We start from the raw sequence: 21682 nt of genomic DNA, 5'->3' as shown, positions 1-21682 counted from the left end.
CGATACCGCGTTCAGTCGCGCGACACCTCGTGCAGTTCGACGTCGTGCACCCCGGCGTCGGCGAGGGTCAGCGTCATCACCGTGCACGCCGGCTGACGCCGCCGGTCGGTGGGCGACCCGGGGTTGAGCAGTCGCAGGCCTCGCGGAGTCACGGTATTCCAGGGGATGTGGCTGTGCCCGAACACCAGCAGATCGGTGTCGGGGAACGCCGCGTCCATTCGCCGCTCGCGCCCCGCCGCAGCGCCCGTCTCGTGCACCACGGCGACGCGCACGCCGTCGACGTCGGCGCGGGCGACCTCGGGCAGACGCGCCCGCAGGTCGTCGCCGTCGTTGTTGCCCCACACGCCGAGGACCGGTCCGAGGGCGCTCAGCTCGTCGAGGACCGCCGCCTCGACCCAGTCGCCCGCGTGCACGATGAGGTCGACTCCGGATGCCGCCCGCCGCACGGCATCCGGAAGCACGCGCGCCCGCTTCGGCACGTGGGTGTCGGCCAGCAGGAGGAGTCGCGTCGCCATGCCCCCCACGCTACATACGCCCGCAATACACCGGTCGGCCTACGATCGCGGTATGCGTGTGCTGATCGTCGAGGACGAGCCCTACCTCGCCGAAGCGATCCGCGACGGTCTGCGGCTCGAGGCGATCGCGGCCGACATCGCCGGCGACGGCGACACCGCTCTGGAACTGCTCGGGTACACCGCCTACGACGTCGTCGTGCTGGACCGCGACATCCCCGGCCCCAACGACGACGAGATCGCGCGCGAGCTCTCGGCTCGGCCGGCGGCCCCGCGCGTGCTCATGCTCACCGCCGCCGACCGACTCGACGACAAGGCCCGCGGGTTCGAGAGCGGCGCCGACGACTACCTCACCAAGCCCTTCGTGCTCAAGGAGCTCGTGCTGCGCCTGCGCGCCCTCGCCCGGCGCCCCGCGGCCGGGACTCCCCCGGTGCTCGAGCGCGACGGCATCCGCCTGGACCCCTTCCGGCGCGAGGTCTACCGCGACGGACGCTACGTGTCTCTCACCCGCAAGCAGTTCGCGGTGCTCGAGGTGCTGCTGGCCGCGGCCGGCGGGGTCGTGAGCGCCGAGACGCTGCTCGAACGCGCGTGGGACGAGAACGCCGATCCCTTCACCAACGCCGTCCGCATCACGATCTCGACGCTGCGCAAACGGCTCGGCGAGCCGTGGCTGATCCAGACGGTCGCCGGGGTGGGATACCGCGTCGGGTCCGCCGATGAGTGAGCGCCCGGCGGGACTCTCGGTCCGGCTCAAGCTCACTCTCAGCTACGCGGCCTTCGTCGTGGTGGTGGGCGTGGCGGTGTTCGTGCTGGGCTTCCTCGTGCTGCGGTTCCTGCCCGAGGGCAACCTCTCGTCCGAGAGCGGGGCCTTCACCCCCGGCCGGCGCGATCTGGTCGAGGCGTTCGTGCGATACGCCTGGTATACGGTGATCGGCCTCGCGGCCCTCGGCCTCGGCGGCGGATGGTTCGTGGCCGGACTCATGCTGCGCCCGCTGACGCGCATCACCGACGCTGCCCGTGCCGTGCGCGACGGCGACCTGCAACACCGCGCGGCGCTGCCCGGGCGCCGCGACGAGCTCACCGATCTCGCCGACACCTTCGATGCGATGCTCACCCGCGTGGGCGAGACCCTCGACGAAGAGAAGCGCTTCGCGGCCAACGCGTCGCACGAGCTGCGCACCCCCCACGCCACGATGCGCACGCTGCTCGAAGTGGCGCGCGCCGATCCCGCGGGCGTCGACCTGTCGACACTCCTGCACCGCCTCGAGGTCACCAACGAACGGGCCATCGACCTCACCGAGGCGCTCCTCGATCTCGCGCGGGTCGACCTCGCGGGCGCCGGGCGAGCCGGTGAACGGCCGCGGCTCACGACCGATGTCGAAGCCCTGGTCACCGCGGCGGTCGACGACGAACGCGACGGGGCCGCCGCCGCCGGCATCGATCTGGCCGTCCCTGCCGCGACGGGCGTCGTGGCGCGCGTCGATGCGACCCTGGTCCGCCAGGCGGTGGGGAATCTCGTCCGCAACGCCGTCGTGCACAACGTCGCCGGCGGTTGGGTGCGGATCGCGGTGGGCGGCGACGAGACCGACGTCATCGTCGACGTCGCGAACTCCGGAGCCCCGCTCGCACGCGAACTCGTCGCCACGCTCGCCGAGCCCTTCGTGCGGGGAGCGGGCCGCACCCGTGGCCGGTCCGACGGAACGGGTCTCGGGCTCGCCATCGTCGCCTCGGTCGCCCGGGCGCACCGGGGCCGGCTCGAGCTGTGGCCGAGGGCGGACGGCGGGCTTCACGCCCGTCTGCGGCTGCCCCGCTGAGCCGACCCGCGATCCCCGCGGAACATCACCCGCGCGAAGACCACGACGACCGTGCCGACCAGGGCGCCGGCGGCGTTCGCCACCACGTCGCCCGGATCCGACACGCGACCGGGCAGCACCGTCTGCGCGACCTCCACCGTGAGCGACACCGCGGCCGCCACGAGGACGGATGCCGGAGACCACCGCAGCGGCAGCAGGAGCGCGAGCGCGGCGCCGAGCGGCACGAAGAACGCGATGTTGAGCGCGGTGTCGGCGTTGCCGCCGAGCAGCAGGTCGTTCCACCGCGGCGGGAGGTGGTCGAGCGCATCGAGGACGAGCGTGCGCGCGGGCCAGGCGACGGCCCGCGGAGCGAGCGTCAGCCCCGCCACGACGGTGAGCACGGCGGTGGCGAGCAGGATGCGCGCGGTGGTCGGAGAGGGCGCGGAGCGATCGGACACGGAAACCTCCAGCAGAACGGGAACCTCAGTCCATCGCCCGCGGCGTTGCCGGAACGTCTGCGCCCGGCGATACATCCGCGATATCCCGCGCGCGCGTTCTCTCCGCACGAGCCCGTGCGCTCGGTGAGTGCGCGCGGGTGCGTGCGCGCGTTCGCCCTGCGGGGCGAGGACAATGGTGGGGTGCCGACTCCTCGCCGCTCCCCCGTCCTGCCGTTCGTCCTCGACGCCGTGCTCGTGGTCGTCTTCGCCGGCATCGGTCGCTCCACGCACGACGGCGACGTGTTCGGACCGTTCGGCTCGCAGCTCGCGATCACCGCCTGGCCGTTCCTCGCCGCATTGGCCATCGGCTGGCTCGTCACGCGCGCCTGGCGTCACCCGCTGGCGGTCGTGCGCGCGGGCCTGCCGCTGTGGGCCATCACGGTCGCGCTCGGCATGGTGCTGCGCGTGGTGAGCGGTCAGGGCGTCGCCGTGGCGTTCGTCATCGTCGCCGCGATCACCCTGGCGCTCCTGCTCGTCGGGTGGCGCGGCATCGCGCGGCTGGTCGTGCCGTCACGCCGACGCTGAGCGACGGCCCGACGCTCCCCACCGCGGGGAGGAGTCCCCGCCGGCTCCGCGTCCGAACTACTCCAGCAGCGAGACGTCGACCTGGATCTCCGCCGCGAGATGCTCGAGGTCGGCCACCAGGTCGTCGACGACGACGTCGGGGCCGAGCGTGGCGGTGATCACGGCCTCGAACAGGCGACCGCCGGCCATCGCGGCATCCGTCGTCTGCGTCGACATGCGTTCGATGCTGGCGCCCCGCGCACTCAGCGCGGTCGAGATCTCGCGCACGATCCCCGGCCGGTCGTTGCCGACCACGTCGAGAGTGACGGTGCGGGGAACGGATGCCGCCGGCGCGGGCGTGCGGGCATGCACGGTGACGGTGAGGGTTCCGGCCAGGCCCTCGAGGGCGGCGCGCAGGCCATCGGCGCGGTCGGGCGCCACCGACACCTCGACGATCCCGGCGAACGCCCCGGCCAGTTCGGCCAGTTCGCTGTTCTCCCAGTTGCCGCCGTGGGCGTCGACGATGTCGGCGACCGCCGAGACGAGTCCGGCGCGATCGTCGCCGACGACGGTGAGCACGAGGGTGGTCATCGCCCCAGCGTAGCGAGCGGGCCCTGCTAGCGTGGAGCCCGACCGCAGAGGGGGTGGCCACGTGTTCGCATCGCTGATCAGCATGCTCACGGTGCTGTTCGCCTCCGCCGAGCTCGCCCTCACCCCCGGCGACGGCGCACCGCTGCTGGCGATCGTGCTCGCCGCGGCGGTCGTGGTCACCGCCGTCGTGGTGCTGGTGGTGCTTCCCGCGCTGCTGGCGTCTGTCTCACCGCCGTCGTCGCGGCCGATCGATCCGTCGGCGCCCGTCGCGCAGAGCGACCCCGACGCGGCCGGGCATCCTCGTCCCCGCGCGCCGGGGCACACGGTCCGCACCGCGTAGTCCCGCGCCCCGAGCCGTCTTTCGCGACGGTGTCCTCGGCATCCCGGGATCCGCGATGCCGGTCGCCCGCGCTCACGCGCGCCGCACGCCCGTCCCCGGATGCGTGCCGTCGCGCCCGCGCCCCGCGACCGATCGACCCGTGATCGCCGCACCGAACGGACACCCGTGGACCTCTTCGCCCTTCCTCCCCTCGCCCTTCTCCTCGACCTCACCACGCGAGCGATGCTCGCCCTCACCGCCGCCCTCGATCCCGTCGCCGGCACCGCCGCGGCCGCTCTCGCGGTCGTCGTCGTGACACTCGCCGTGCGTCTCCTGCTCATTCCGGTCGGCGTCTCGCAGGCTCGGGCCGAGCAGACACGCGCGCGTCTCGCCCCGCGCCTGAGGACGCTGCGCGAACGCTGGGGGAAGAATCCCGAGCGCCTGCAGCGCGAGACCCTGCAGCTGTACCGCGACGAGGGAACCTCTCCCGCGGCGGGCTGCCTGCCGATGCTCGCGCAGGCTCCGATCGTGGGGCTGCTCTACGCCGTGTTCCTGCATCCGAACGTCGGCGGTCAGTCCAACGCCCTGCTCTCGCACGATCTGCTGGGCGTGCCGCTCGGACGCAGCCTGATCGGCGCGCTCGGCTCGGGAACGGTGGATGCCGCGACCCTCGCCCTGATCGGAGCGCTCGTCGTGGTGATCGCGGGCGTCGCCGAGCTCACGCGGCGGCTCCTGCGGCCTCCCGTCGACCCCTCGGCCCCCGCGTGGACGACGGGCATGGTGGGCGCGCTGCAGTTCACCACCGCCGTCGTCGCCCTGTTCGTGCCGCTCGCGGCCGGGCTCTATCTCACCGTGACGACGGTGTGGACCCTGGTGCAGCGTGTGCTGCTGCGACGCCGGTACCCGCTGCCGTCGTGACGGCATCCCATCGTGGGGCGGCGGAGGCGTTCAGCGCGGCCATCGCCAGCACCAGCAGGGCCGCGACCGCGGGGAACAGCATCGCGGTCTGCACCGAGACGCTCTCGGCGACGGCGCCCGTCACCGCCGACGACAGCGCCTGCGCGAGGGTGAGGGCCGAGGCGAGGATCGTCATGGTCGACGCCGTGCGCCCGCGTGGTGCGCGGTTTCCGGCGAGGCTGAAGAGCGTTACGAGCGAGGGGCCGACGCCGATCCCCATCAGGCACAGCACGGTGGTCACGGTCGCGACCGAGCCGCCGACCGTGTACGCCCCGGCCGAAGCCGTGAGGACGATCGAGAACGCGACCAGGCGCCACCGGAGTGAGAACCGCACGGGGAGCGCGGCGACGGCCAGCGCGAGCACGGCCGACCCCACCCCCATCACGCCGTACAGCAGTGCCCCCGCCTCGGGTGCCCCCTGCGCCTCCATGAACGCGGTGAGCGAGGTGAGCGTCGAACCGAAGAACAGCCCGACGCCGAAGACCGCGGCCACCAGCACGAGCATGCGCGGTTGCACCAGCTCGCGGAAGGGGGCCATCGCCGCCCGCGCCGAGCGTTCGGGCACGGCCCGCCCGGTCGGGTGCAGCGCGAAGGCGGTGACGAAGACGAAACTCAGCACCGCGGCACCGGCGATGGGCGCCCACGGGGCGATGAGGGCGGCGAGCACACCGACGACGAACGGTCCGATGACGAAGGCCGTCTCATCGGCGGCGGACTCGTAGGCCATGGCCCGCGAGAAGGTGCGTTCGCGACGCGCGGGGTCCACTCGGTCGCCGATCAGGGCCATCACACGACTGCGCGACATCGCCGCCGTCTGCGGTCCGGTCAGGCCGATGGCGGCTGCCGCCGACAGCAGGAGCGCGTCGGCGCCCGCGTTCGCCACGACCAGGGGGAAGATCGCGAGCAGGATGCCGTTGGCCACACCGACCGGCACGAGCACGCGCCGCTGCCCGAAGCGGTCGGCGAGGTCGCCGAGCACGGGACCGGCGATCACCACGCCCAGGCCCACGGCCGCCGAGGTGAGACCGCCGAGAGCGACGGAGCCGCGCATCGCGACGACCAGGGCGAGCACGCCCACCGTCATCATCGCGAACGGCAGTCGTGCGACGAACGCGACGGGGAAGTACCAGAACCCGGTGTGGTGGATCAGCGGGCGATGGGCGGCGACGGGCGTGGTCATGGAGCGTTCTCCGGTGGGGGCGATGGAACGTGCCGCCTTGCCGGTGAGGTAGGTAGTTGCACAATGTGCGGCGGGCGAACCCGCGACCCGATTCTACCGTGGGGCGCGCATGACCGCCCCGATCAGCCGACGAGGGCGGCGATGCCGGCGATCAGGGAGGCGAGCGCGAGGGTCAATGCCAGGGCGATCAGCACGGTGTGCACGACGAGGAACGGCGTGGCCTTGCCCGCGGCGTTCTTGGCACGGGGGTCTTTCGCGACGCGCACGTAGAAGCGCGGCCAGACGACCGCGTTGAAGACGGCATTGGCGAACAGCAGCGTGATGAGCACGGGTTCCATGCGTCGAGCCTACGGGCGTCGCCCGCTCGCGCAGTCGATGCAGCGGCGGGCGAAGGGGCGGGCCTCGAGCCGGGCCTCGGCGATCGGGCGGCCGCAGTTCTCGCAGACGCCGAACGTCGCGGCGGCCACGCGTTCCCGCGCCGCGAGGATCTCGTCGCGCTCGGCCTCGGCGCCGCGCCGCAGCGCGTCGACCTGGGCCCACTCACCCGACAGGGTCGAGCCCTCGGGGTCGTGCTCGTCGTCGGCCGTGGCGTCGGCGCGGTCGTGACGCAGGCTCGCTTCGTCTTCGCGCAGGCGCGACAGCCGGCGGTCGACCTCGCGCTGGCGCTCGTCGAGCATGCGGGCGGCTCGTTCGGCATCCATCCCCCGACGCTAGCCCCCACCTCCGACACCCGGGGTGCGCGAGGATCGGGTCATGAGAGAGCTCCGTCGTCACTGGACCCCGACCGCCGTCGTCTTCCTCGCGTTGGCCGTCGCCGGCCTCGTGGGCACGTGGACCTTCAACGTCTTCGCAATCGTGCAGATGCGCGACTTCGTCGGCGACCTCGTCTCGAGCGGACCGGCCGTGTCGTCGATCACCGTCGACCTGCTGGTCGTCGCCGTGGCGGGGAGCATCTTCGTCATCGTCGAGGCGCGTCGTATCGGAATGCGCTTCGGCTGGCTGTACGTCGTGCTGTCGGGGGTGACGGCGTTCGCGTTCACCTTCCCGCTCTTCCTGGCGATGCGCCAGCGTCACCTGACGGCGCACCCCGACCGCAGAACGGCGTGAGGAGCCGAGAATCGTCGCTTCGCGGGGGGCGCGAAGCGACGAATTCCGGCTCCTCACGCGGTGGTCACCGCGCTCAGCGCGCGGCGAGACCGGCGCGCAGGCCCTCGACCAGCGGAGTCGTGGGGCGACCGATGATGCGCGCGAGCGTGCCGTCGGTGCGCGACAGCGCGCCCCGGGCGATCGCGTCGTCGATACCGGCGACGAACGCCGCCGTACCGGCATCCAGTCCCGCCGCCTGCAGCCCCGCGGTGAGCTGCTCCACCGACACCGACGTGTAGGTAACGGGGCGACCCACGACCTCGGATGCCGCCCGCGCCAGCTCGTCGTAGTCCCAGGCGACGTCGCCGCCGAGCTCGAGCGTCTGACCGCGGAACTCGTCGCCGATGAGCGCCACGGCGTCGGCCTCGGCGTAGTCGCGCCGGCTGGCGCTGGCCACGAGGGCCTCGCCGACGGCGGCGACGATCTCGCCCGTCTCGGTCGCCCGGGCGACGGCGTCGAGGTAGTTCTCGGTGTACCAGTTGTGGCGGAGGATCGTGGCCTCCACCCCCGAAGCGGCGATCGCGGCCTCGGTCGCCTTGTGGTCGGCGCCGAGGGCGTAGTCGACCTCGTCGACGCGCGGGGCGCTGGTGTAGACGAGGCGCTCGACGCCGGCCGCGCGCGCGGCGTCGATGACGTTGCGGTGCCCCGCGACGCGATCCGCATCGGTTCCCGAGATGAGCAGCACACGGGTCACCGACTCGAACGCCGGGGCGAGCGTCTCAGGGCGGGAGTAGTCGAGCTCGACGACGCCCACGCCGCGAGCGGCCAGGTCGTCGGCCTTGGCGGGGGTGCGCACGCCCGCGACGATGTCGGATGCCGAAACCCCGCGTTCGAGCAGGGCGTCGATGACGAGACGGCCGAGGTGTCCGGAGGCGGCGGTGACGAGGAGGGTCATGGGGTGTCCTTTCGATCGGTACGACGAAGCCAACGTCGATCCGTTCAGCGCATTCCGGAATGCAGGTACCCACTTTCTGGTTAGGTACTCACATGAACGTCAGTCTTGCGGATCTCCGCGCCGAACAACCGGGTGTCTTCCAAGACGGGTGCCCCACCCGCACGGTGCTCGACCACGTCATGGGCAAGTGGGGCGTGCTCGTGCTGATGGCCCTGTCCGACGGCACCCAGCGGTGGGGCGTGCTGCGGCGCAACGTCTCGGGGATCAGCGAGAAGATGCTCGCCAGCACGCTGAAGACCCTCGAGGCCGACGGCCTCGTCGACCGCACCGCCTACCCCGAGGTGCCCCCGCGCGTCGAGTACCGCCTCACCGGCCGGGGGCGCGATCTGATGGAACGGGTGATCCCGCTCATGCAGTGGGTCGCCACGCACGCCGACGACATCGTCTCGCGCCGCAGCTGAGGCGTGCGCGCCGCCTAGGCTCGATTCATGCGCGACAGCCTGACGTTCCGCTCCGCCCGGCGCATCCCGCTCCTGCAGGTCGCGAAATCGGCCGTCGCGGTCGTGGCCGCCTGGCTGCTGGCCGGGTGGCTCGTGCAGGGCCCGCCGCCGATCTTCGCCGCCATCGCGGCGCTGCTCGTGGTGCAGCCGAGCATCAACCAGTCGTTCACCCGCGCGGTCGAGCGCAGCGTCGGCGTGATCGTCGGCGTCGTGATCGCCGCACTGCTCGGGCTCGTGTTCGGCTCCCAGCCGTGGGTGGCGCTGCTGTCGGCGGGCGTCGCACTCGTCGTCGCGTGGGCCGCGCGCATCTCGCCCGGAGCCACCAACCAGATCGCGATCAGCGCCCTGCTGGTGCTCGCCCTCGGGACGGCGACCCCCAACTACGCCCTCGACCGCGTGCTCGAGACCCTCATCGGCGCGGCGATCGGCATCGTCGTCAACGCCGCGCTCGTGCCGCCCGTGCTCGTCCCCGCCGCGCGCGAGAAGGTCGAGGTGCTGGGGCGGGAGCTCGCCGAAGCACTCGAACGCCTGGCCGACGCGCTCGAGGCGCCGCAGACCCCCGGCTCGCTCGAGGAACTGCTGCTCGAGGCCCGTCTGCTGCGCCCCGTGCGCGACGGCGCCGCCGATGCGATCCGCGATGCGGCGGACTCCCTGGCCCTGAATCCCCGCAGCGGCCGTCACCGCAGCGATCTGGCCGCCATGGGCGACCTGCTCGAGCGGTTCACCCCCGTCGTCACGCAGACGATCGGCATGACCCGAGCGGTGTACGACGGGTACGAGAACACGATCGTCGACGAGCCCGCCGTGCGCGCGATCGCCGAGCAGCTGCACCGCGCGGCGCACGACGTCCGCCTCGCGTTCGCCCTCGACGCGGGTCCCGAGCGGGTGGTCGTCGAGGAACCCGCGCTCACCCGCCCCCTGCAGATCCGCACGCCCTCGACGGCGCACTGGGTGCTCGTCGGGTCGCTGCTCATGGATCTGCACCGCATCCACGAGACCCTGCGCGACGTCGACGCGTGACCCCGCTCGCGCGGACTGCTCGCACCGCGGATGCCGCAGCCGCGGCCCCGACGCGCACGCACGCTGGTTGACTGGAACCATGGGTACCGCGATGTTCCCCCTGGGCGCCGTCCTCTTCCCGCACACGCCTCTGGCGCTGCGCATCTTCGAGGAGCGCTACCTCGTCATGCTCGGTCGGCTGCTCGATGAGACCGATCCCTCGTTCGGCGTGGTCCTCATCGAGCGCGGCAGCGAGACCGGTGGGGGCGACCAGCGCTTCGCCGTCGGCACGATGGCGCAGCTGAGCCACGTCGTGCCGCAGGCCGGCCAGATGCAGATCGTCGCCCGCGGCACGGAGCGCTTCGAGATCACGGGGTGGCTCGACGACGCACCGTACCCCCGGGCCGATGTGCGGGCCCTCCCCGACCTCGAGTGGAACGACGCGCTCGCCCCTCTGCTCGAGGAGGCCGAGCGCATCGTGCGGCGGGTGCTGGGGCGTGCTCAGCAGTTCGGCGGCACCCGGTGGGATGCCGAAGTCGAACTGTCGGAGGAGCCCCTGCCCCGGGCCTGGCAGATCGCCGCGATCGCGCCGCTCGGCGAGCTGGACCAGATGGAGCTGCTGCGCTCGGCGACCCTCGGCGGTCTGCTGCGCGCCACGATCGACCTCACCCTCGCCGCGGAGCCCCTGCTGGCCGATCCCGTGCCCGATGGCGTGATCGTCGTCGACGACGAGGACGACGACAGCCTTTGACCCCCGGCGCGACGGGCTCCGTCCTCCGCGGCACCGCGACCCCCCACGACGACGGCGAGGCCGGCCCCGGGTTCGGGACCGACCTCGCCGTACAGATGAGTCGTCAGTTCAGTGCGCGCACCGAGGAGGGGATGACGCCGTCGCCGTAGAGGTCGATCGCGAGATCCTGCAGGGCGGTCAGGGCGACGCGCTGGGTCTGCGGACCGTACGAGATGCGGGCGACGCCGAGCGCCTCGTACTCGGCCGCGGTGAGCGCGCCCGGCACGCCGATGACGCTGAGCGTGCGCTCCCCCAGCCCTTCGACCAGGCGCCGGGTGGTCTCGGCATCCAGTAGTCCGGGCACGAACACCGAGGTCGCCCCGGCAGCGAGGAAGGCGCGGCCACGCTCGATGGCATCCGCCACCTTGTCGTCGAGCGGACGGTCGGCGCCCGTGAGGAACACGTCGGTGCGGGCGTTCAGCACGAACGGCACGCCCTCGGCCTCACCCGCCGCGATGACGGCCTCGACCGCGGCGACCGCGTCGGCCAGCGGCTTCACCTTGTCTTCGACGTTGGCGCCGACCACACCCACGCCGATGGCGCGGCGGGTCGTCTCACCGAGGTTGCCGAAGCCGGAGTCGAGGTCGGCCGTGACCGGCACATCGACGGCGGCGACGATGCGACCGACCATGTCGAGCATGAGCTCGACGGGGATGTTCTCGCCGTCTTCGTAGCCGAAGGTCGCGGCGATCGAGTGACCGGCCGTCGCGAGGGCCTTCGTCTCGGGCAGGGCGGCGATCGCCCGCGCCGAGACGACGTCCCAGATGTTCACGACCCGCAGGATCTCGGGGGCGGTGTGCAACCGCGCGAACGACTGCGCCTTGTCGCTGAGAGCGCTCATGCCTGCACGCTCCCGTCGTTGTCCGAGCCGTCGACGAGGGCTTCGGCGATGAGGGTCTCTCCCCCGCCGAACCGGATGAACCGACCGATCGTGGCGGGCTGCACGAGCGCCGCCGCGGCGACGGCGGCGACATCGGCGCGGCCCACCTCGGCCTTGCCCTGCGGCGCGGTCGTGATGCGCCCCGAGGCGGGGTCGTCGGTCAGGGTCCCGGGGCCCAGGATCGTCCAGTCGAGGTCGCTCGCGCGCAGGTGGTCGTCGGCGGCGAGCTTGGCGTCGGCGTACGCGTAGAACGCGTCGTCGGGGTCGATGCCGTGGTCGGGGGTCGATCCGATCCACGACACCATGACGAACCGGCGCACGCCCGCGCGAGATGCGGCGTCGACGGCGCGCTGCGCAGCGTCGCGGTCGACGGCGTAGGTGCGCTCCGCGCTGCCTCCGCCCGCTCCCGCGGACCAGATCACGGCGTCGGCGCCCGAGAAGGCCTCGGCCATCTCATCGGTGTCGGCGTTCTCGACGTCGAGCACGAGCGGCGTCGCGCCGGCCTGCTCGATGTCTGACGCCTGGTCGGGGTTGCGGATGACCGAGGTGGCCTCGTCTCCGCGCTCGGCCAGCAGCCGAGCGAGATGCAGGGCCACCTTTCCGTGGCCCCCGATGATCACGATGCGTTCCATGTCGTTGTCCTCCCGCGTTGTCGATCGTCGTTCGTGATCGACCGTACGCCGCACCACCGACAGCCGCGGGCGGGGTTGACGCCCTTACTCGACGTCTCCGTCCACGTAGACCCAGCGGCCCCCGCGGCGGACGAACCGGCTGCGTTCGTGCAGCTCCCCCGCCCGCCCGTCGTGGCTGTACCGGGCACGGAACTCCACGATCGCGGCATCCCCGTCTTCGCGGGCCTCGACAACCTCGAGAGCCGTCCACTCGGTGCCGTCGTCGGCGACGACCTCGTCGGGGCGGGTCCGCGGATGCCACGACCGCACCAGGTGCGTCGTGTCACCCACGGCGAAGGCGGTGTAGCGCGAACGCATGAGCCGCTCCGCGCTCGGCGCCGCTCCCCCGTCGAGGATCGGCGCGCAGCACGTGGCGAAGATCCCACCGCCGCACGGGCAGGGTGCCGCCGCGGGAGGACGACGGGATGCCGAGCCGAAGGACATCCCGACAGCCTAGGACGAGGGCCGTGCCCCCGTGCCAGGATGACTCCCGTGACCGACCGCATCATGCTCCTCGACACCGCGTCGCTGTACTTCCGCGCCTTCTACGGCGTTCCCGACAAGGTCACGGCGGCTGACGGCACCTCGGTGAACGCCGTGCGCGGCCTGCTCGACATGATCGCGAAGCTCGTCTCCACCTACGAACCCACGCGTCTCGTCGCCTGCTGGGACGACGATTGGCGCCCGGCGTGGCGCGTCGACCTGATCCCGAGCTACAAGGCCCACCGCGTCGTCGAGGCCGTTCCCGTCGGCGCCGACGTCGAAGAGGTCCCCGATCCGCTCGAGGCCCAGATCCCGCTCATCCGTGAGGCTCTCGCCGTGCTCGGCATCCCCGTCGTCGGCGCGGCCGAACACGAGGCCGACGACGTGATCGGCGCCCTCGCGACTCACGCCGACGTCCCCGTCGACATCGTCACGGGCGACCGTGACCTGTTCCAGCTGATCGACGATGAGCGCGGTGTGCGTATCGTCTACACCGCCCGCGGCATGAGCAACCTCGAGATCGTCGACGACGCGGCCGTGCTCGGCAGGTACGGCGTGCACGCCGCGCAGTACGCCGACTTCGCGGTGCTGCGCGGCGATCCCTCCGACGGCCTGCCCGGTGTCTCGGGCATCGGCGAGAAGTCGGCGGCGTCGCTGCTCACCGCCCACGGCTCGCTCGACGGCATCCGGGCGGCGGTCGCCGACGGTTCCGCGGGCACCCCGAGCCAGCGCGCGAAGATCGCCGCCGCCGCCGACTACCTCGACGTCGCGCCCACCGTGGTCCGCGTCGCCCGCGACCTCACCTTCGCGCCCTTCGACGATCACCTGGGGGCCGCGGACGAGACCGCCGCTCACGCGCTGGCCGAGAAGTGGAACCTGGGATCCTCGATGACCCGCGCGCTGACCGCGCTCGACCGCTGAGTCTCAGCGCGAGCGCTCCAGCCACTCCCGCAGGCGGTCGAGGGGCCACGTCGTGACGATGCGGTCGACGGGCACCTTCGCCGCCTCCGCGCGCGCGGCTCCGTAGTCCAGCAGCGACAGCTGCCCGGGCGCGTGCGCGTCGGAGTCGATCGAGAAGAGGCACCCCGCCTCGATCGCCAGTGCCAGCAGCTCGTCGGGCGGGTCCTGACGCTCCGGACGCGAATTGATCTCGACCGCCACCCCCGAGGCCGCGCATGCCGCGAAGACCGCCTCGGCGTCGAAGTCCGACGGCGGACGCGTCCCCCGCGCCCCCTCGACGAGCCGCCCGGTGACGTGCCCCAGCACGTCGACCCGCGGGTCCCCCGCCGCGGCGACCAACCGTCGTGTCATCGGACCGCGTTCCATGCGCAGCTTCGAGTGAGCGGATGCCACCACCACGTCGAGCTCGTGCAGCAACGCGTCTTCCTGGTCGAGGTCGCCCTCGTCGAGGATGTCGACTTCGATCCCGGTGAGCAGCGTGAAACCGTCACCGCGGTGCCCCCGGACGATCTCCATCTGCGCCCGCAGACGCTCGGGGGAAAGGCCATTGGCCACGGTGAGGCGCGGCGAATGGTCGGTGAGAGCCAGGTACTCGTGACCCAGCCCCCGCGCGGCCTCGACCATCGCCTCGATGGGGGTGAGCCCGTCCGACCATTCGCTGTGGCTGTGCAGGTCGCCGCGCAGCTTCGCCCGCACGTCCGCACCGCCCACCGGCGCGTTCTCGGCCCGCAGGGCCGCCAGTCGCTCCGGGACACCGCCCGCCAGCGCCTGCTGGATCACCGCGAAGGTCGACTCGCCGATCCCCGCGCGTCGCCGAAGACCCGGGTCGCGCAACTCGTCGTCGCTCAGCCCCTCGATCGCGGCCGCGGCGGTGCGGAACGCCTTCGACTTGTATCGCGACGACCGTTCCCGCTCGAGCAGATAGGCGATCTCGGTGAGCGCGTCGAGCGGGTGCACGATGGCCTACTCCGCCAGAGCCTTCGTGGTGTCCACCCAGTCGGTGAGCTTGGCTGCGGCACGGCCGTCGTCGACGGCGGCGGCGGCGTCGGCCATCGCCTCGGCGAGGCGTTCGATGATCGGACGCTGCACCTCGGCGGCATCCTGGAACAGTCGGTACGACACCAGACCCGCGGCGGCGTTGAGCAGCACGATGTCGCGCACCGGACCGGTCTCGCCTCCCAGCACGCGCCGCACCACCTCGGCGTTGTGATCGGGGGAACCACCGAGCAGGTCGTCGATCTCGGCGAGGGGGATGCCGAGATCCCGGGGATCGAGATCGTGCTCGTGCACGTCGCCGCGACTGATCTCCCAGACGCGACTGTGGCCGGTCGTGGTCAGTTCGTCGAGGCCGTCGTCGCCGCGGAACACGAGCGCCGTCGCGCCGCGGGTGCGGAACACGCCGGTGATGAGGGGAACGCGATCGAGGTGCGCGACACCGACGGCGTTCGCCTCGGCGCGCGCCGGGTTGCACAGCGGCCCGAGGAAGTTGAAGACGGTGGGAACGCCCAGCTCCGCGCGCGTCGAAGCCGCGTGGCGGAACCCCGGGTGGAACGCCGAGGCGAAGGCGAAGGTGATGCCGGTGCGCTCGAGCGTCTCGGCGACCTGCTCCGGAGTCAGCGTCAGCGCGACGCCCAGCGACGAGAGCACGTCGGAGGATCCGGATGCCGAGCTCGCCGCCCGGTTGCCGTGCTTCACCACGGGGACTCCCGACGCCGCCGCCACCACCGCCGCCATGGTCGACACGTTCACGGTGCCGTACCTGTCGCCACCGGTGCCCACGATGTCGAGCACCTCGGCGCGCACGGGAAGCGGCACGGCCGCCTCAAGGATCGCGTCGCGGAAGCCGACGATCTCTTCGACCGTCTCGCCCTTGGCCCGCAGGGCCATCAGGAATCCGCCCAGCTGCGAGGGCGTCGCCTCGCCCGCCATGACCTTGCGCATGGCCCACGTCGACTCGGACACGCTGAGGTCGTTGCCGGCCAGCAGCGCCGAGAGCAGATCGGGCCAGGTGAAACGTTCAGCCATGCCATGATCCTTCCACACGCGTGTCGCCGATCCGCGCGGTCCGCGCGTCTGATGGAACCCACGCCGTACCGGGGATTCCTTGCAGATTCTGAGGCTTCCCTAAGTCTCGACGATGGAATATCTCAAGTTGAGGATGGGAATATCGGGCTCCGTCATCGCGCATAATGGAACGGTGACGACCTCAGCGACGTATTCCCAGGCCGTGCGTGCCGTGAAGCGGCCCGACCCGGTCGCGGTGGGCACCATCGTGTGGCTGGGCAGCGAGGTCATGTTCTTCGCCGGCCTGTTCGCGATCTACTTCACCCTGCGCAGCACCTCCGCGCCCCTGTGGGCCGAAGAGACGCAGCTGCTCAACGTCCCCTTCGCGACCGTCAACACGATCATCCTCGTGTTGTCCTCGGTCACGTGCCAGATGGGCGTCTTCGCCGCGGAGCGGTACCAGCCGTACCGCACCGGCAAGGCCACCGGCATCCTGAAGTGGGGAATGGTGGAGTGGTTCTACCTCACCTTCATCCTCGGCGCGGTCTTCGTGTCGGGTCAGGTGTGGGAGTACGCGACGCTGGTCGCCGAGGGCATGCCCATCAGCGCCAACCCCTACGCCTCGGCCTTCTACATCACCACCGGCTTCCATGCCCTGCACGTGACGGGTGGCCTCATCGCCTTCCTGCTCGTGATCGGTCGCGCCTACGCCGTGAAGAACTTCGGCCGCAAAGAGATGACCACCTCGATCGTCGTGTCGTACTACTGGCACTTCGTCGACGTCGTCTGGATCGCCCTGTTCTTCGTCATCTACTTCCTCAAGTAAGAGAGCTGCACTTCACATGGCACGCGAGAAGAAGACTCGTCGGGCGTCCGGACGCCGTAGTCCCCTGGCCGCCGCTGCACTGATCGGCATCGGACTCCTCCTCACCGGAGGCGTCTACGCCGGCGCATCGGCCGCGATGGCGGCGACCAACGCCGCCCCCACGAGCGAAGCGAACTCGGCGACGGCGGTCGAAGAGGGCCAGAAGCTCTTCCAGGCCAACTGCGCCACCTGCCACGGCCTCGACCTGCAGGGCAGCCAGCAGGGCCCGTCGCTGTTCGGCGTCGGTGAGCTGTCGGTGCACTTCCAGGTGTCGACCGGCCGCATGCCCCTGCAGGCGCAGGGTCCCCAGGCTCCCGTGAAGCCGGTGCAGTTCACCGACGAGCAGATCAACGCGATCGCCGCGTACGTGCAGTCGTCGGCCCCCGGCCCGACGTACCCCACCGACGAGCTGGTCGACGGCGAGGGCGACCTGTCGCACGGTGCCGAGCTGTTCCGCATCAACTGCGCGATGTGCCACAACGTCGCCGGCGCCGGTGGCGCGCTCACCGAGGGCAAGTGGGCCCCCGACCTGCACACCGTCAGCCCGGTCAACATGTACGCCGCGATGGTCACCGGCCCGCAGAACATGCCGGTCTTCAACGACCTGAACCTCACCCCCGAAGACAAGCGCGACGTCATCTCGTACCTGATGTACCTCCAGAAGTCCGAATCCCCCGGCGGTTACGCCCTCGGGTCGTTGGGTCCGGTCTCGGAGGGTCTGTTCATCTGGATCTTCGGTATCGGGGCGTTGATCGCCCTCACCGTGTGGATCACGGCGAAGTCCAACTGACCGTCGTTCTCGACATTACGTAAACGCACGAGGAGCACCATGGCACACGAGGACGACGCACTCGAGCACGAGAGGGCTTCCTGGAAGCCCGGCTCGGGGCTCGCCGTCGCGGTTCCCGACGCCGTTCAGAACCCCGGCCTCCCGGGGCACCGTCAGCGCATGACCGATCAGGACCCTCAGGCGATGAAGCGTGCGGTTCGCACGGTCTACACCCTGTTCTACTTCTCGGTCGCGGCGAGCATCTGGGCGAGCATCGCCTACATCATCTTCCCGATCGAGTCGGGCGCGTTGATCGACATCCGCTACAACAACCTCTTCATCGGTCTGGGCATCGCCTTCGCGCTGCTCTCGATCGGCATCGGCGCCATCCACTGGTCCAAGTCGGTCATGTCCGACAAGGAGTACATCGAGGACCGCCACGCCACCCGTGGGCGCGACGAGGTGCGCGAAGCCGCCATCAACGTGTTCGTCGAGGGCGACAAGGAGTCCGGCTTCGGCCGTCGCGAGATCATCCGCAACTCGCTGTTCGCCGCTCTCGCCGCCTCCGTCATCCCCGGCATCACGCTGTTCCGCGGCCTTGCTCCCCAGGATCAGGACCCCGTGAAGCTCCTCAGCCACACCATGTGGAAAGAGGGCTCCCGCCTGTCGCACGACCCGTCCGGTCGTCCGATCCGTGCGGCCGACGTCACCATCGGCTCCGCCTTCCACGTCATCCCGGAAGAGCTCGCCAGCCTCGGCCACGACGAGGGCTACCTCGAAGAGAAGGCCAAGGCGATCGTGCTGCTGATGCGTCTGCAGCCCGAGCAGCTGAACCCCGACACCAACAACATGGACTGGTCGTACGACGGCATCGTCGCGTACTCCAAGGTCTGCACGCACGTCGGCTGCCCCGTGGCGCTGTACGAGCAGCAGACCCACCACCTCCTGTGCCCCTGCCACCAGTCGCAGTTCGACGTCGCCAATGGCGCGGCCGTCATCTTCGGCCCGGCCGCCCGTCCCCTGCCGCAGCTCCCCATCTCCGTCGACGCCGAGGGCTACCTCGTCGCGCAGAGTGACTTCCACGAGCCCGTCGGCCCCAGCTTCTGGGAGCGCTCATGAGCACCGGTACCCATCCCACCGAGAACGTCACCTCCGCGCCCGCGGTGCACGCAGGTGCCCCGGCGACCGCCGGCCGCGACGGCAAGCCCCTGGGCGGACGCTTCGTCGGTGCCGCCGCGAACTATCTCGACGAGCGCACGAGCATCTCGGGCATCGTCAAAGAGATGGGTCGCAAGATCTTCCCCGACCACTGGTCGTTCATGCTGGGTGAGATCGCGCTGTGGAGCTTCGTCGTCGTGCTGCTGTCCGGCACGTTCCTGACGTTCTTCTTCCAGGCGTCGATGGTCGAGACGCACTACAACGGCGCCTACGAGCCCATGCGCGGCATCGCGATGTCGGCGGCCATGGAATCGGCGCTGCACATCTCGTTCGACCTCCGCGGTGGACTGCTCGTCCGTCAGATCCACCACTGGGCCGCCCTGGTGTTCGTGGCCGGTATCGGCGTGCACATGCTGCGCGTGTTCTTCACCGGTGCGTTCCGCAAGCCGCGCGAGCTCAACTGGGTCGTCGGCTTCATCCTCTTCATCCTGGCGATGGCCGAGGGCTTCACCGGCTACTCGCTCCCCGACGACCTGCTCTCGGGCAACGGCCTCCGCATCATCGACGGCATGATCAAGGGACTGCCGATCATCGGCACGTGGACCTCGTTCCTGCTGTTCGGCGGGGAGTTCCCCGGCACCGCGATCGTGGGCCGTCTGTACACGCTGCACATCCTGCTGCTGCCGGCCATCCTGGTCGCACTGCTGGCCGTGCACCTCATGTTGATGATCATCAACAAGCACACGCAGTTCGCCGGCCCCGCCCGCACGAACAGCAACGTCGTCGGCTACCCGATCCTCCCCGTCTACGCGTCGAAGATGGGTGGCTTCTTCTTCATCACGTTCGGTGTGATCGTCTTGATCGCCGCGCTCGTGACGATCAACCCGATCTGGAACTACGGACCGTACGACCCGTCGCCGGTGTCGGCCGGAACCCAGCCCGACTGGTACATCGGCTTCGCCGACGGCATGCTGCGCCTCATCCCGCCGCACCTCGAGTTCGTGCTGTTCGACCACACGTTCTCGTGGAACATCATCATCCCCGTCGGCGTGCTGGGCCTGTTCATCGTGCTCGTGCTGATCTACCCCTTCATCGAGGCGTGGGTCACCGGCGACAAGCGTGAGCACCACATCGCACAGCGTCCGCGCAACGCGGCGACCCGCACCGCCATCGGTGCGGCGGGTGTGACGTTCTACGCGGTCATGTGGGCGGCGGCGTCGTCGGACATCATCGCCACGCACTTCCACCTCACGATGGAAGGTGTCATCCACGTCCTGCAGGCCCTGCTGATCGTGGGCCCGATCCTCGCCTACTTCGTCACCAAGCGCATCTGCATCGCGCTGCAGAAGAAGGACCGCGAGATCGCACTGCACGGCTACGAGTCCGGACGCATCGTGCGCCTCCCCGGTGGCGAGTACATCGAGGTGCACCAGCCCGTCGACGAGTTCGAGCGCTGGAAGCTGGTCGACAACGAGGAGTACGCTCCCCTCGTCGTCCGTCCGAACGCGAACGGGCAGATCCCCTGGCACGAGAACCTTCGTGCGTCGGTGTCGCGCTGGTTCTTCGAGGACCGTCTCGCGCCGCTGACGCAGGCCGAGCTCGACGCCGCGGTCGCTCACCAGCACCACGAGCTCGACCACATCGCGCACGAGGAAGCCGACGAGATCGCCGGAGCCAACGCCCGTGCCGACGAAGACGGCCGCCCGCCCATGGCGATCGGTGAGCGCACCGAGGTCGAGCTTCCCGCTCCGAAGGGCCTCGAGGAGCGCAACCGCCCTCAGGGTGACAAGAGCGAGTAAACCCTCGATACGAAACCCCGGTGCTTCGGCACCGGGGTTTCGTCGTTTCTGCCAGCATGCTCCGATGCACGGCGGACGCATCCCGGCGCACGTGCACACCGGCGTGCGCGTGCCCCACCCGGCGTCGCGACGCACGTTCTTCGGCATCCGCGGGCCCGCACACCCGCGACGGCGCGCGAGACCGACGTGGCAGGATGCCGCCGAGGGCTGGCACATACACCCCTCCCCTGCGTCGGCTCCCGACCGTAGCGTGTGGGCATGGCCCTCGCACACGAGTACTTCTCGACACGCCTCGCCTTCGAGACGGACCCCTCCGATGTCTACGCGGCGCAGAAGGCGGGAGAGCGCTTCGTTCTCGTCGACGTGCGAGGACATGACGCGTGGCTTCAGGGCCGCGTCTCGGGCGCCGTCCACATGCCGTACCGAGACATCGCCGAGCGGGCCGCCACCGAGATCCCGGCCGACATGCCCGTCGTGGTCTACTGCTGGAGTCCCGGGTGCAACGCCGGGCAGAAGGGCGCACTCGAGTTCTCGCGACTGGGCTACGAGGTCCGCGAGATGATCGGCGGGTACGAGTACTGGGTGCGCGAGGGGCAGCCCTTCGAGAACGACGAGGGTCCGTGCGAGCGGGTGTTCGACCCGACCGTCGTGGTGGTGCGTCGCTGACACTGACCGGCGGCTCCTAGGAGACCGGGGCCCCGTTTCCTCGCAACGCGCCAGGGCGGGCCGCCGCGTCCATCAGGGAAGGCGGCGCACGGCCTCTGAGAGCATCGCCGCATCGTCTCGTCGGCGCTGTCACCGCCGCACTCCTCGCCACCGAACTGACAGAAAGTCAGTGACGCAAAAGCCGCGCGGACGCGATGAGCAGTACTGACCGAGCTACCTCAGCACGTCGACTGGGCAACTCCACCTGCCAGGACGATGATGATCGACACAATGAAGGTCCACACCAGCGAGGAGACGACCGTGCGCCGCAATGACCGCGTCGCGAGAAGCGCAATCACGTTCGCACCCACGAGCGCGAGCGACGGTGCCACGGTGACGAGTGCGCCCGACATCATTTCCGGCCACCGTGACGAACCGCCGCTGAGACCGAAGGACAGCGAAGCGGTTATCACCATGCCGTAGAGACCGAGCACGATGATGGAGCAGACAAGGGCGTACCCGCCGATCCACGCCGCCCCGCTAACGCGGGCGGCCACCATCGGCATCACACCCGCGCACACAGCGAGGACGCTCACTCCGATCGCGGAGCCTCCGAGCGTCACCGGGTCGAGCAAACTGCACTGTGCCACCCCGCGCCACACGAGTATGCCCGCCCACCAGAGACCCGCAGCCGCACCCACCGACCACAGGGCTCCTGCAGCTGCGACCACGAATCTCAAGACCGACCGCGTGCGCGCTTTCCCC

Annotated in this window: 28 protein-coding genes; 15 read left to right on the top strand and 13 right to left on the bottom strand. The window is 70.8% G+C overall.

Going from position 1 to position 21682, the window contains the following annotated elements:
- Nucleotides 1-11: 11 nt before the first annotated feature.
- Nucleotides 12-515 carry a metallophosphoesterase family protein gene (locus IFR11_RS11980; protein WP_191916302.1) on the bottom strand — a complete coding sequence of 168 codons (504 nt, stop codon included), beginning with the start codon at nucleotides 513-515 and terminating at the stop codon, nucleotides 12-14.
- 52 nt (nucleotides 516-567) lie between these two features.
- On the opposite strand from IFR11_RS11980, the gene IFR11_RS11975 reads away from it, so the two are divergent.
- Together IFR11_RS11975 and IFR11_RS11970 are read left to right on the top strand one after the other, a co-directional pair.
- A complete protein-coding gene (locus tag IFR11_RS11975; RefSeq protein WP_191916301.1) occupies nucleotides 568-1236 on the top strand; it encodes a response regulator transcription factor in 669 nt (222 codons plus the stop codon).
- A complete protein-coding gene (locus IFR11_RS11970) occupies nucleotides 1229-2326 on the top strand; it encodes a sensor histidine kinase (protein WP_191916300.1) in 1098 nt (365 codons plus the stop codon). Before IFR11_RS11975 ends, IFR11_RS11970 begins: the two co-directional genes overlap by 8 nt.
- On the opposite strand, the gene IFR11_RS11965 is transcribed toward IFR11_RS11970, so the two are convergent.
- Nucleotides 2299-2763: a VanZ family protein gene (locus IFR11_RS11965; protein ID WP_055835668.1), complete on the bottom strand. Its 465-nt coding sequence runs from the start codon at nucleotides 2761-2763 to the stop codon at nucleotides 2299-2301. The genes IFR11_RS11970 and IFR11_RS11965 overlap by 28 nt on opposite strands.
- A gap of 180 nt (nucleotides 2764-2943) precedes the next feature.
- Between IFR11_RS11965 and IFR11_RS11960 the strand changes: the two genes are divergently transcribed.
- Nucleotides 2944-3327, top strand: coding sequence for a DUF3054 family protein (locus tag IFR11_RS11960; protein ID WP_191916299.1), 384 nt, complete (start codon nucleotides 2944-2946; stop codon nucleotides 3325-3327).
- Between the two features lie 57 nt (nucleotides 3328-3384).
- On the opposite strand, the gene IFR11_RS11955 is transcribed toward IFR11_RS11960, so the two are convergent.
- Nucleotides 3385-3897 carry a glycine cleavage system protein R gene (locus tag IFR11_RS11955; protein ID WP_055835664.1) on the bottom strand — a complete coding sequence of 171 codons (513 nt, stop codon included), beginning with the start codon at nucleotides 3895-3897 and terminating at the stop codon, nucleotides 3385-3387.
- Between the two features lie 61 nt (nucleotides 3898-3958).
- Between IFR11_RS11955 and IFR11_RS11950 the strand changes: the two genes are divergently transcribed.
- The gene (locus IFR11_RS11950; protein WP_191916298.1) at nucleotides 3959-4237 is read left to right on the top strand and encodes a DUF6412 domain-containing protein; all 279 of its coding nucleotides are present in this window, start codon (nucleotides 3959-3961) and stop codon (nucleotides 4235-4237) included.
- Between the two features lie 165 nt (nucleotides 4238-4402).
- The gene (locus tag IFR11_RS11945; RefSeq protein WP_070408102.1) at nucleotides 4403-5134 is read left to right on the top strand and encodes a YidC/Oxa1 family membrane protein insertase; all 732 of its coding nucleotides are present in this window, start codon (nucleotides 4403-4405) and stop codon (nucleotides 5132-5134) included.
- Here IFR11_RS11945 and IFR11_RS11940 read toward each other — a convergent pair.
- From IFR11_RS11940 to IFR11_RS11930, 3 genes are all read right to left on the bottom strand, one after another.
- Complete coding sequence (locus IFR11_RS11940) at nucleotides 5064-6353, bottom strand: MFS transporter (protein ID WP_191916297.1); 1290 nt, start codon at nucleotides 6351-6353, stop codon at nucleotides 5064-5066. The two genes, IFR11_RS11945 and IFR11_RS11940, sit on opposite strands and share 71 nt — an antisense overlap.
- A 122-nt stretch (nucleotides 6354-6475) precedes the next feature.
- Nucleotides 6476-6691 (bottom strand): SCO4848 family membrane protein, encoded by a 216-nt coding sequence (locus tag IFR11_RS11935; RefSeq protein WP_191916296.1) that lies wholly within the window; start codon nucleotides 6689-6691, stop codon nucleotides 6476-6478.
- Nucleotides 6692-6700: 9 nt separating this feature from the next.
- A complete protein-coding gene (locus tag IFR11_RS11930; RefSeq protein ID WP_191916295.1) occupies nucleotides 6701-7054 on the bottom strand; it encodes a TraR/DksA family transcriptional regulator in 354 nt (117 codons plus the stop codon).
- A 52-nt stretch (nucleotides 7055-7106) separates the two neighbouring features.
- Between IFR11_RS11930 and IFR11_RS11925 the strand changes: the two genes are divergently transcribed.
- Nucleotides 7107-7460: a DUF2834 domain-containing protein gene (locus tag IFR11_RS11925; RefSeq protein WP_055835647.1), complete on the top strand. Its 354-nt coding sequence runs from the start codon at nucleotides 7107-7109 to the stop codon at nucleotides 7458-7460.
- Nucleotides 7461-7533: 73 nt separating this feature from the next.
- On the opposite strand, the gene IFR11_RS11920 is transcribed toward IFR11_RS11925, so the two are convergent.
- Nucleotides 7534-8394 carry an SDR family oxidoreductase gene (locus IFR11_RS11920; RefSeq protein ID WP_191916294.1) on the bottom strand — a complete coding sequence of 287 codons (861 nt, stop codon included), beginning with the start codon at nucleotides 8392-8394 and terminating at the stop codon, nucleotides 7534-7536.
- Nucleotides 8395-8486: 92 nt separating this feature from the next.
- Here IFR11_RS11920 and IFR11_RS11915 point away from each other — a divergent pair, with 92 nt between their 5' ends.
- The 3 genes from IFR11_RS11915 (at nucleotide 8487) to IFR11_RS11905 (ending at nucleotide 10644) form a co-directional block, all read left to right on the top strand.
- Nucleotides 8487-8855 carry a winged helix-turn-helix transcriptional regulator gene (locus IFR11_RS11915; RefSeq protein WP_191916293.1) on the top strand — a complete coding sequence of 123 codons (369 nt, stop codon included), beginning with the start codon at nucleotides 8487-8489 and terminating at the stop codon, nucleotides 8853-8855.
- A gap of 27 nt (nucleotides 8856-8882) precedes the next feature.
- A complete protein-coding gene (locus IFR11_RS11910) occupies nucleotides 8883-9914 on the top strand; it encodes an FUSC family protein (RefSeq protein WP_191916292.1) in 1032 nt (343 codons plus the stop codon).
- 79 nt (nucleotides 9915-9993) lie between these two features.
- Nucleotides 9994-10644 carry an LON peptidase substrate-binding domain-containing protein gene (locus IFR11_RS11905; protein ID WP_055835636.1) on the top strand — a complete coding sequence of 217 codons (651 nt, stop codon included), beginning with the start codon at nucleotides 9994-9996 and terminating at the stop codon, nucleotides 10642-10644.
- Nucleotides 10645-10747: 103 nt separating this feature from the next.
- Here the strand turns inward: IFR11_RS11905 and IFR11_RS11900 are convergent, their stop codons facing one another.
- From IFR11_RS11900 to IFR11_RS11890, 3 genes are all read right to left on the bottom strand, one after another.
- Complete coding sequence (locus IFR11_RS11900; RefSeq protein ID WP_191916291.1) at nucleotides 10748-11524, bottom strand: isocitrate lyase/PEP mutase family protein; 777 nt, start codon at nucleotides 11522-11524, stop codon at nucleotides 10748-10750.
- Nucleotides 11521-12195, bottom strand: a complete 675-nt coding sequence (locus IFR11_RS11895) for an SDR family oxidoreductase (RefSeq protein ID WP_191916290.1) — start codon at nucleotides 12193-12195, stop codon at nucleotides 11521-11523. The genes IFR11_RS11900 and IFR11_RS11895 overlap by 4 nt, the downstream gene beginning before the upstream one ends.
- Before the next feature lie 84 nt (nucleotides 12196-12279).
- Nucleotides 12280-12678 carry a YchJ family protein gene (locus IFR11_RS11890; RefSeq protein ID WP_191916289.1) on the bottom strand — a complete coding sequence of 133 codons (399 nt, stop codon included), beginning with the start codon at nucleotides 12676-12678 and terminating at the stop codon, nucleotides 12280-12282.
- Nucleotides 12679-12726: 48 nt separating this feature from the next.
- On the opposite strand from IFR11_RS11890, the gene IFR11_RS11885 reads away from it, so the two are divergent.
- The gene (locus IFR11_RS11885) at nucleotides 12727-13638 is read left to right on the top strand and encodes a 5'-3' exonuclease (RefSeq protein ID WP_055835621.1); all 912 of its coding nucleotides are present in this window, start codon (nucleotides 12727-12729) and stop codon (nucleotides 13636-13638) included.
- A 3-nt stretch (nucleotides 13639-13641) separates the two neighbouring features.
- Here IFR11_RS11885 and IFR11_RS11880 read toward each other — a convergent pair whose 3' ends face one another.
- Complete coding sequence (locus IFR11_RS11880; RefSeq protein WP_191916288.1) at nucleotides 13642-14634, bottom strand: PHP domain-containing protein; 993 nt, start codon at nucleotides 14632-14634, stop codon at nucleotides 13642-13644.
- A 6-nt stretch (nucleotides 14635-14640) separates the two neighbouring features.
- The gene (trpD, locus tag IFR11_RS11875; RefSeq protein WP_055835617.1) at nucleotides 14641-15702 is read right to left on the bottom strand and encodes an anthranilate phosphoribosyltransferase; all 1062 of its coding nucleotides are present in this window, start codon (nucleotides 15700-15702) and stop codon (nucleotides 14641-14643) included.
- Between the two features lie 133 nt (nucleotides 15703-15835).
- Between trpD and ctaE the strand changes: the two genes are divergently transcribed.
- The 5 genes from ctaE to IFR11_RS11850 all read left to right on the top strand — a co-directional run bounded on the left by ctaE (nucleotide 15836) and on the right by IFR11_RS11850 (nucleotide 20938).
- Nucleotides 15836-16507, top strand: a complete 672-nt coding sequence (gene ctaE, locus IFR11_RS11870) for an aa3-type cytochrome oxidase subunit III (protein ID WP_055835614.1) — start codon at nucleotides 15836-15838, stop codon at nucleotides 16505-16507.
- Between the two features lie 16 nt (nucleotides 16508-16523).
- Nucleotides 16524-17336 (top strand): cytochrome bc1 complex diheme cytochrome c subunit, encoded by an 813-nt coding sequence (gene qcrC, locus IFR11_RS11865; protein ID WP_191916287.1) that lies wholly within the window; start codon nucleotides 16524-16526, stop codon nucleotides 17334-17336.
- A 39-nt stretch (nucleotides 17337-17375) separates the two neighbouring features.
- Nucleotides 17376-18434 (top strand): cytochrome bc1 complex Rieske iron-sulfur subunit, encoded by a 1059-nt coding sequence (qcrA, locus tag IFR11_RS11860; protein WP_191916286.1) that lies wholly within the window; start codon nucleotides 17376-17378, stop codon nucleotides 18432-18434.
- A complete protein-coding gene (gene qcrB / locus IFR11_RS11855) occupies nucleotides 18431-20272 on the top strand; it encodes a cytochrome bc1 complex cytochrome b subunit (protein ID WP_055835604.1) in 1842 nt (613 codons plus the stop codon). Before qcrA ends, qcrB begins: the two co-directional genes overlap by 4 nt.
- 258 nt (nucleotides 20273-20530) lie before the next feature.
- Entirely contained in the window at nucleotides 20531-20938 is a 408-nt protein-coding gene (locus IFR11_RS11850) for a rhodanese-like domain-containing protein (RefSeq protein WP_191916285.1), read from the top strand.
- 218 nt (nucleotides 20939-21156) lie between these two features.
- Here the strand turns inward: IFR11_RS11850 and IFR11_RS11845 are convergent, their stop codons facing one another.
- Nucleotides 21157-21513: a hypothetical protein gene (locus IFR11_RS11845; RefSeq protein WP_191916284.1), complete on the bottom strand. Its 357-nt coding sequence runs from the start codon at nucleotides 21511-21513 to the stop codon at nucleotides 21157-21159.
- Nucleotides 21514-21682 lie beyond the last annotated feature (169 nt).

The sequence above is a fragment of the Microbacterium sp. CFBP 8801 genome, assembly GCF_014839455.1.
GTDB lineage: Bacteria > Actinomycetota > Actinomycetes > Actinomycetales > Microbacteriaceae > Microbacterium.
The sequence above is the reverse complement of the archived record's forward strand: the minus strand, read 5'-3'. Positions and strand labels throughout refer to the sequence as shown.

Coding starts and splice junctions, on each gene's coding strand:
- IFR11_RS11980 (WP_191916302.1), bottom strand. CDS start 515: ATGGCGACGCGACTCCTCCTGCTGGCCGACACCCACGTGCCGAAGCGG.
- IFR11_RS11975 (WP_191916301.1), top strand. CDS start 568: ATGCGTGTGCTGATCGTCGAGGACGAGCCCTACCTCGCCGAAGCGATC.
- IFR11_RS11970 (WP_191916300.1), top strand. CDS start 1,229: ATGAGTGAGCGCCCGGCGGGACTCTCGGTCCGGCTCAAGCTCACTCTC.
- IFR11_RS11955 (WP_055835664.1), bottom strand. CDS start 3,897: ATGACCACCCTCGTGCTCACCGTCGTCGGCGACGATCGCGCCGGACTC.
- IFR11_RS11940 (WP_191916297.1), bottom strand. CDS start 6,353: ATGACCACGCCCGTCGCCGCCCATCGCCCGCTGATCCACCACACCGGG.
- IFR11_RS11935 (WP_191916296.1), bottom strand. CDS start 6,691: ATGGAACCCGTGCTCATCACGCTGCTGTTCGCCAATGCCGTCTTCAAC.
- IFR11_RS11930 (WP_191916295.1), bottom strand. CDS start 7,054: ATGGATGCCGAACGAGCCGCCCGCATGCTCGACGAGCGCCAGCGCGAG.
- IFR11_RS11925 (WP_055835647.1), top strand. CDS start 7,107: ATGAGAGAGCTCCGTCGTCACTGGACCCCGACCGCCGTCGTCTTCCTC.
- IFR11_RS11920 (WP_191916294.1), bottom strand. CDS start 8,394: ATGACCCTCCTCGTCACCGCCGCCTCCGGACACCTCGGCCGTCTCGTC.
- IFR11_RS11915 (WP_191916293.1), top strand. CDS start 8,487: ATGAACGTCAGTCTTGCGGATCTCCGCGCCGAACAACCGGGTGTCTTC.
- IFR11_RS11910 (WP_191916292.1), top strand. CDS start 8,883: ATGCGCGACAGCCTGACGTTCCGCTCCGCCCGGCGCATCCCGCTCCTG.
- IFR11_RS11905 (WP_055835636.1), top strand. CDS start 9,994: ATGGGTACCGCGATGTTCCCCCTGGGCGCCGTCCTCTTCCCGCACACG.
- IFR11_RS11900 (WP_191916291.1), bottom strand. CDS start 11,524: ATGAGCGCTCTCAGCGACAAGGCGCAGTCGTTCGCGCGGTTGCACACC.
- IFR11_RS11895 (WP_191916290.1), bottom strand. CDS start 12,195: ATGGAACGCATCGTGATCATCGGGGGCCACGGAAAGGTGGCCCTGCAT.
- IFR11_RS11890 (WP_191916289.1), bottom strand. CDS start 12,678: ATGTCCTTCGGCTCGGCATCCCGTCGTCCTCCCGCGGCGGCACCCTGC.
- trpD (WP_055835617.1), bottom strand. CDS start 15,702: ATGGCTGAACGTTTCACCTGGCCCGATCTGCTCTCGGCGCTGCTGGCC.
- ctaE (WP_055835614.1), top strand. CDS start 15,836: ATGGGAATATCGGGCTCCGTCATCGCGCATAATGGAACGGTGACGACC.
- qcrC (WP_191916287.1), top strand. CDS start 16,524: ATGGCACGCGAGAAGAAGACTCGTCGGGCGTCCGGACGCCGTAGTCCC.
- qcrA (WP_191916286.1), top strand. CDS start 17,376: ATGGCACACGAGGACGACGCACTCGAGCACGAGAGGGCTTCCTGGAAG.
- qcrB (WP_055835604.1), top strand. CDS start 18,431: ATGAGCACCGGTACCCATCCCACCGAGAACGTCACCTCCGCGCCCGCG.
- IFR11_RS11850 (WP_191916285.1), top strand. CDS start 20,531: ATGGCCCTCGCACACGAGTACTTCTCGACACGCCTCGCCTTCGAGACG.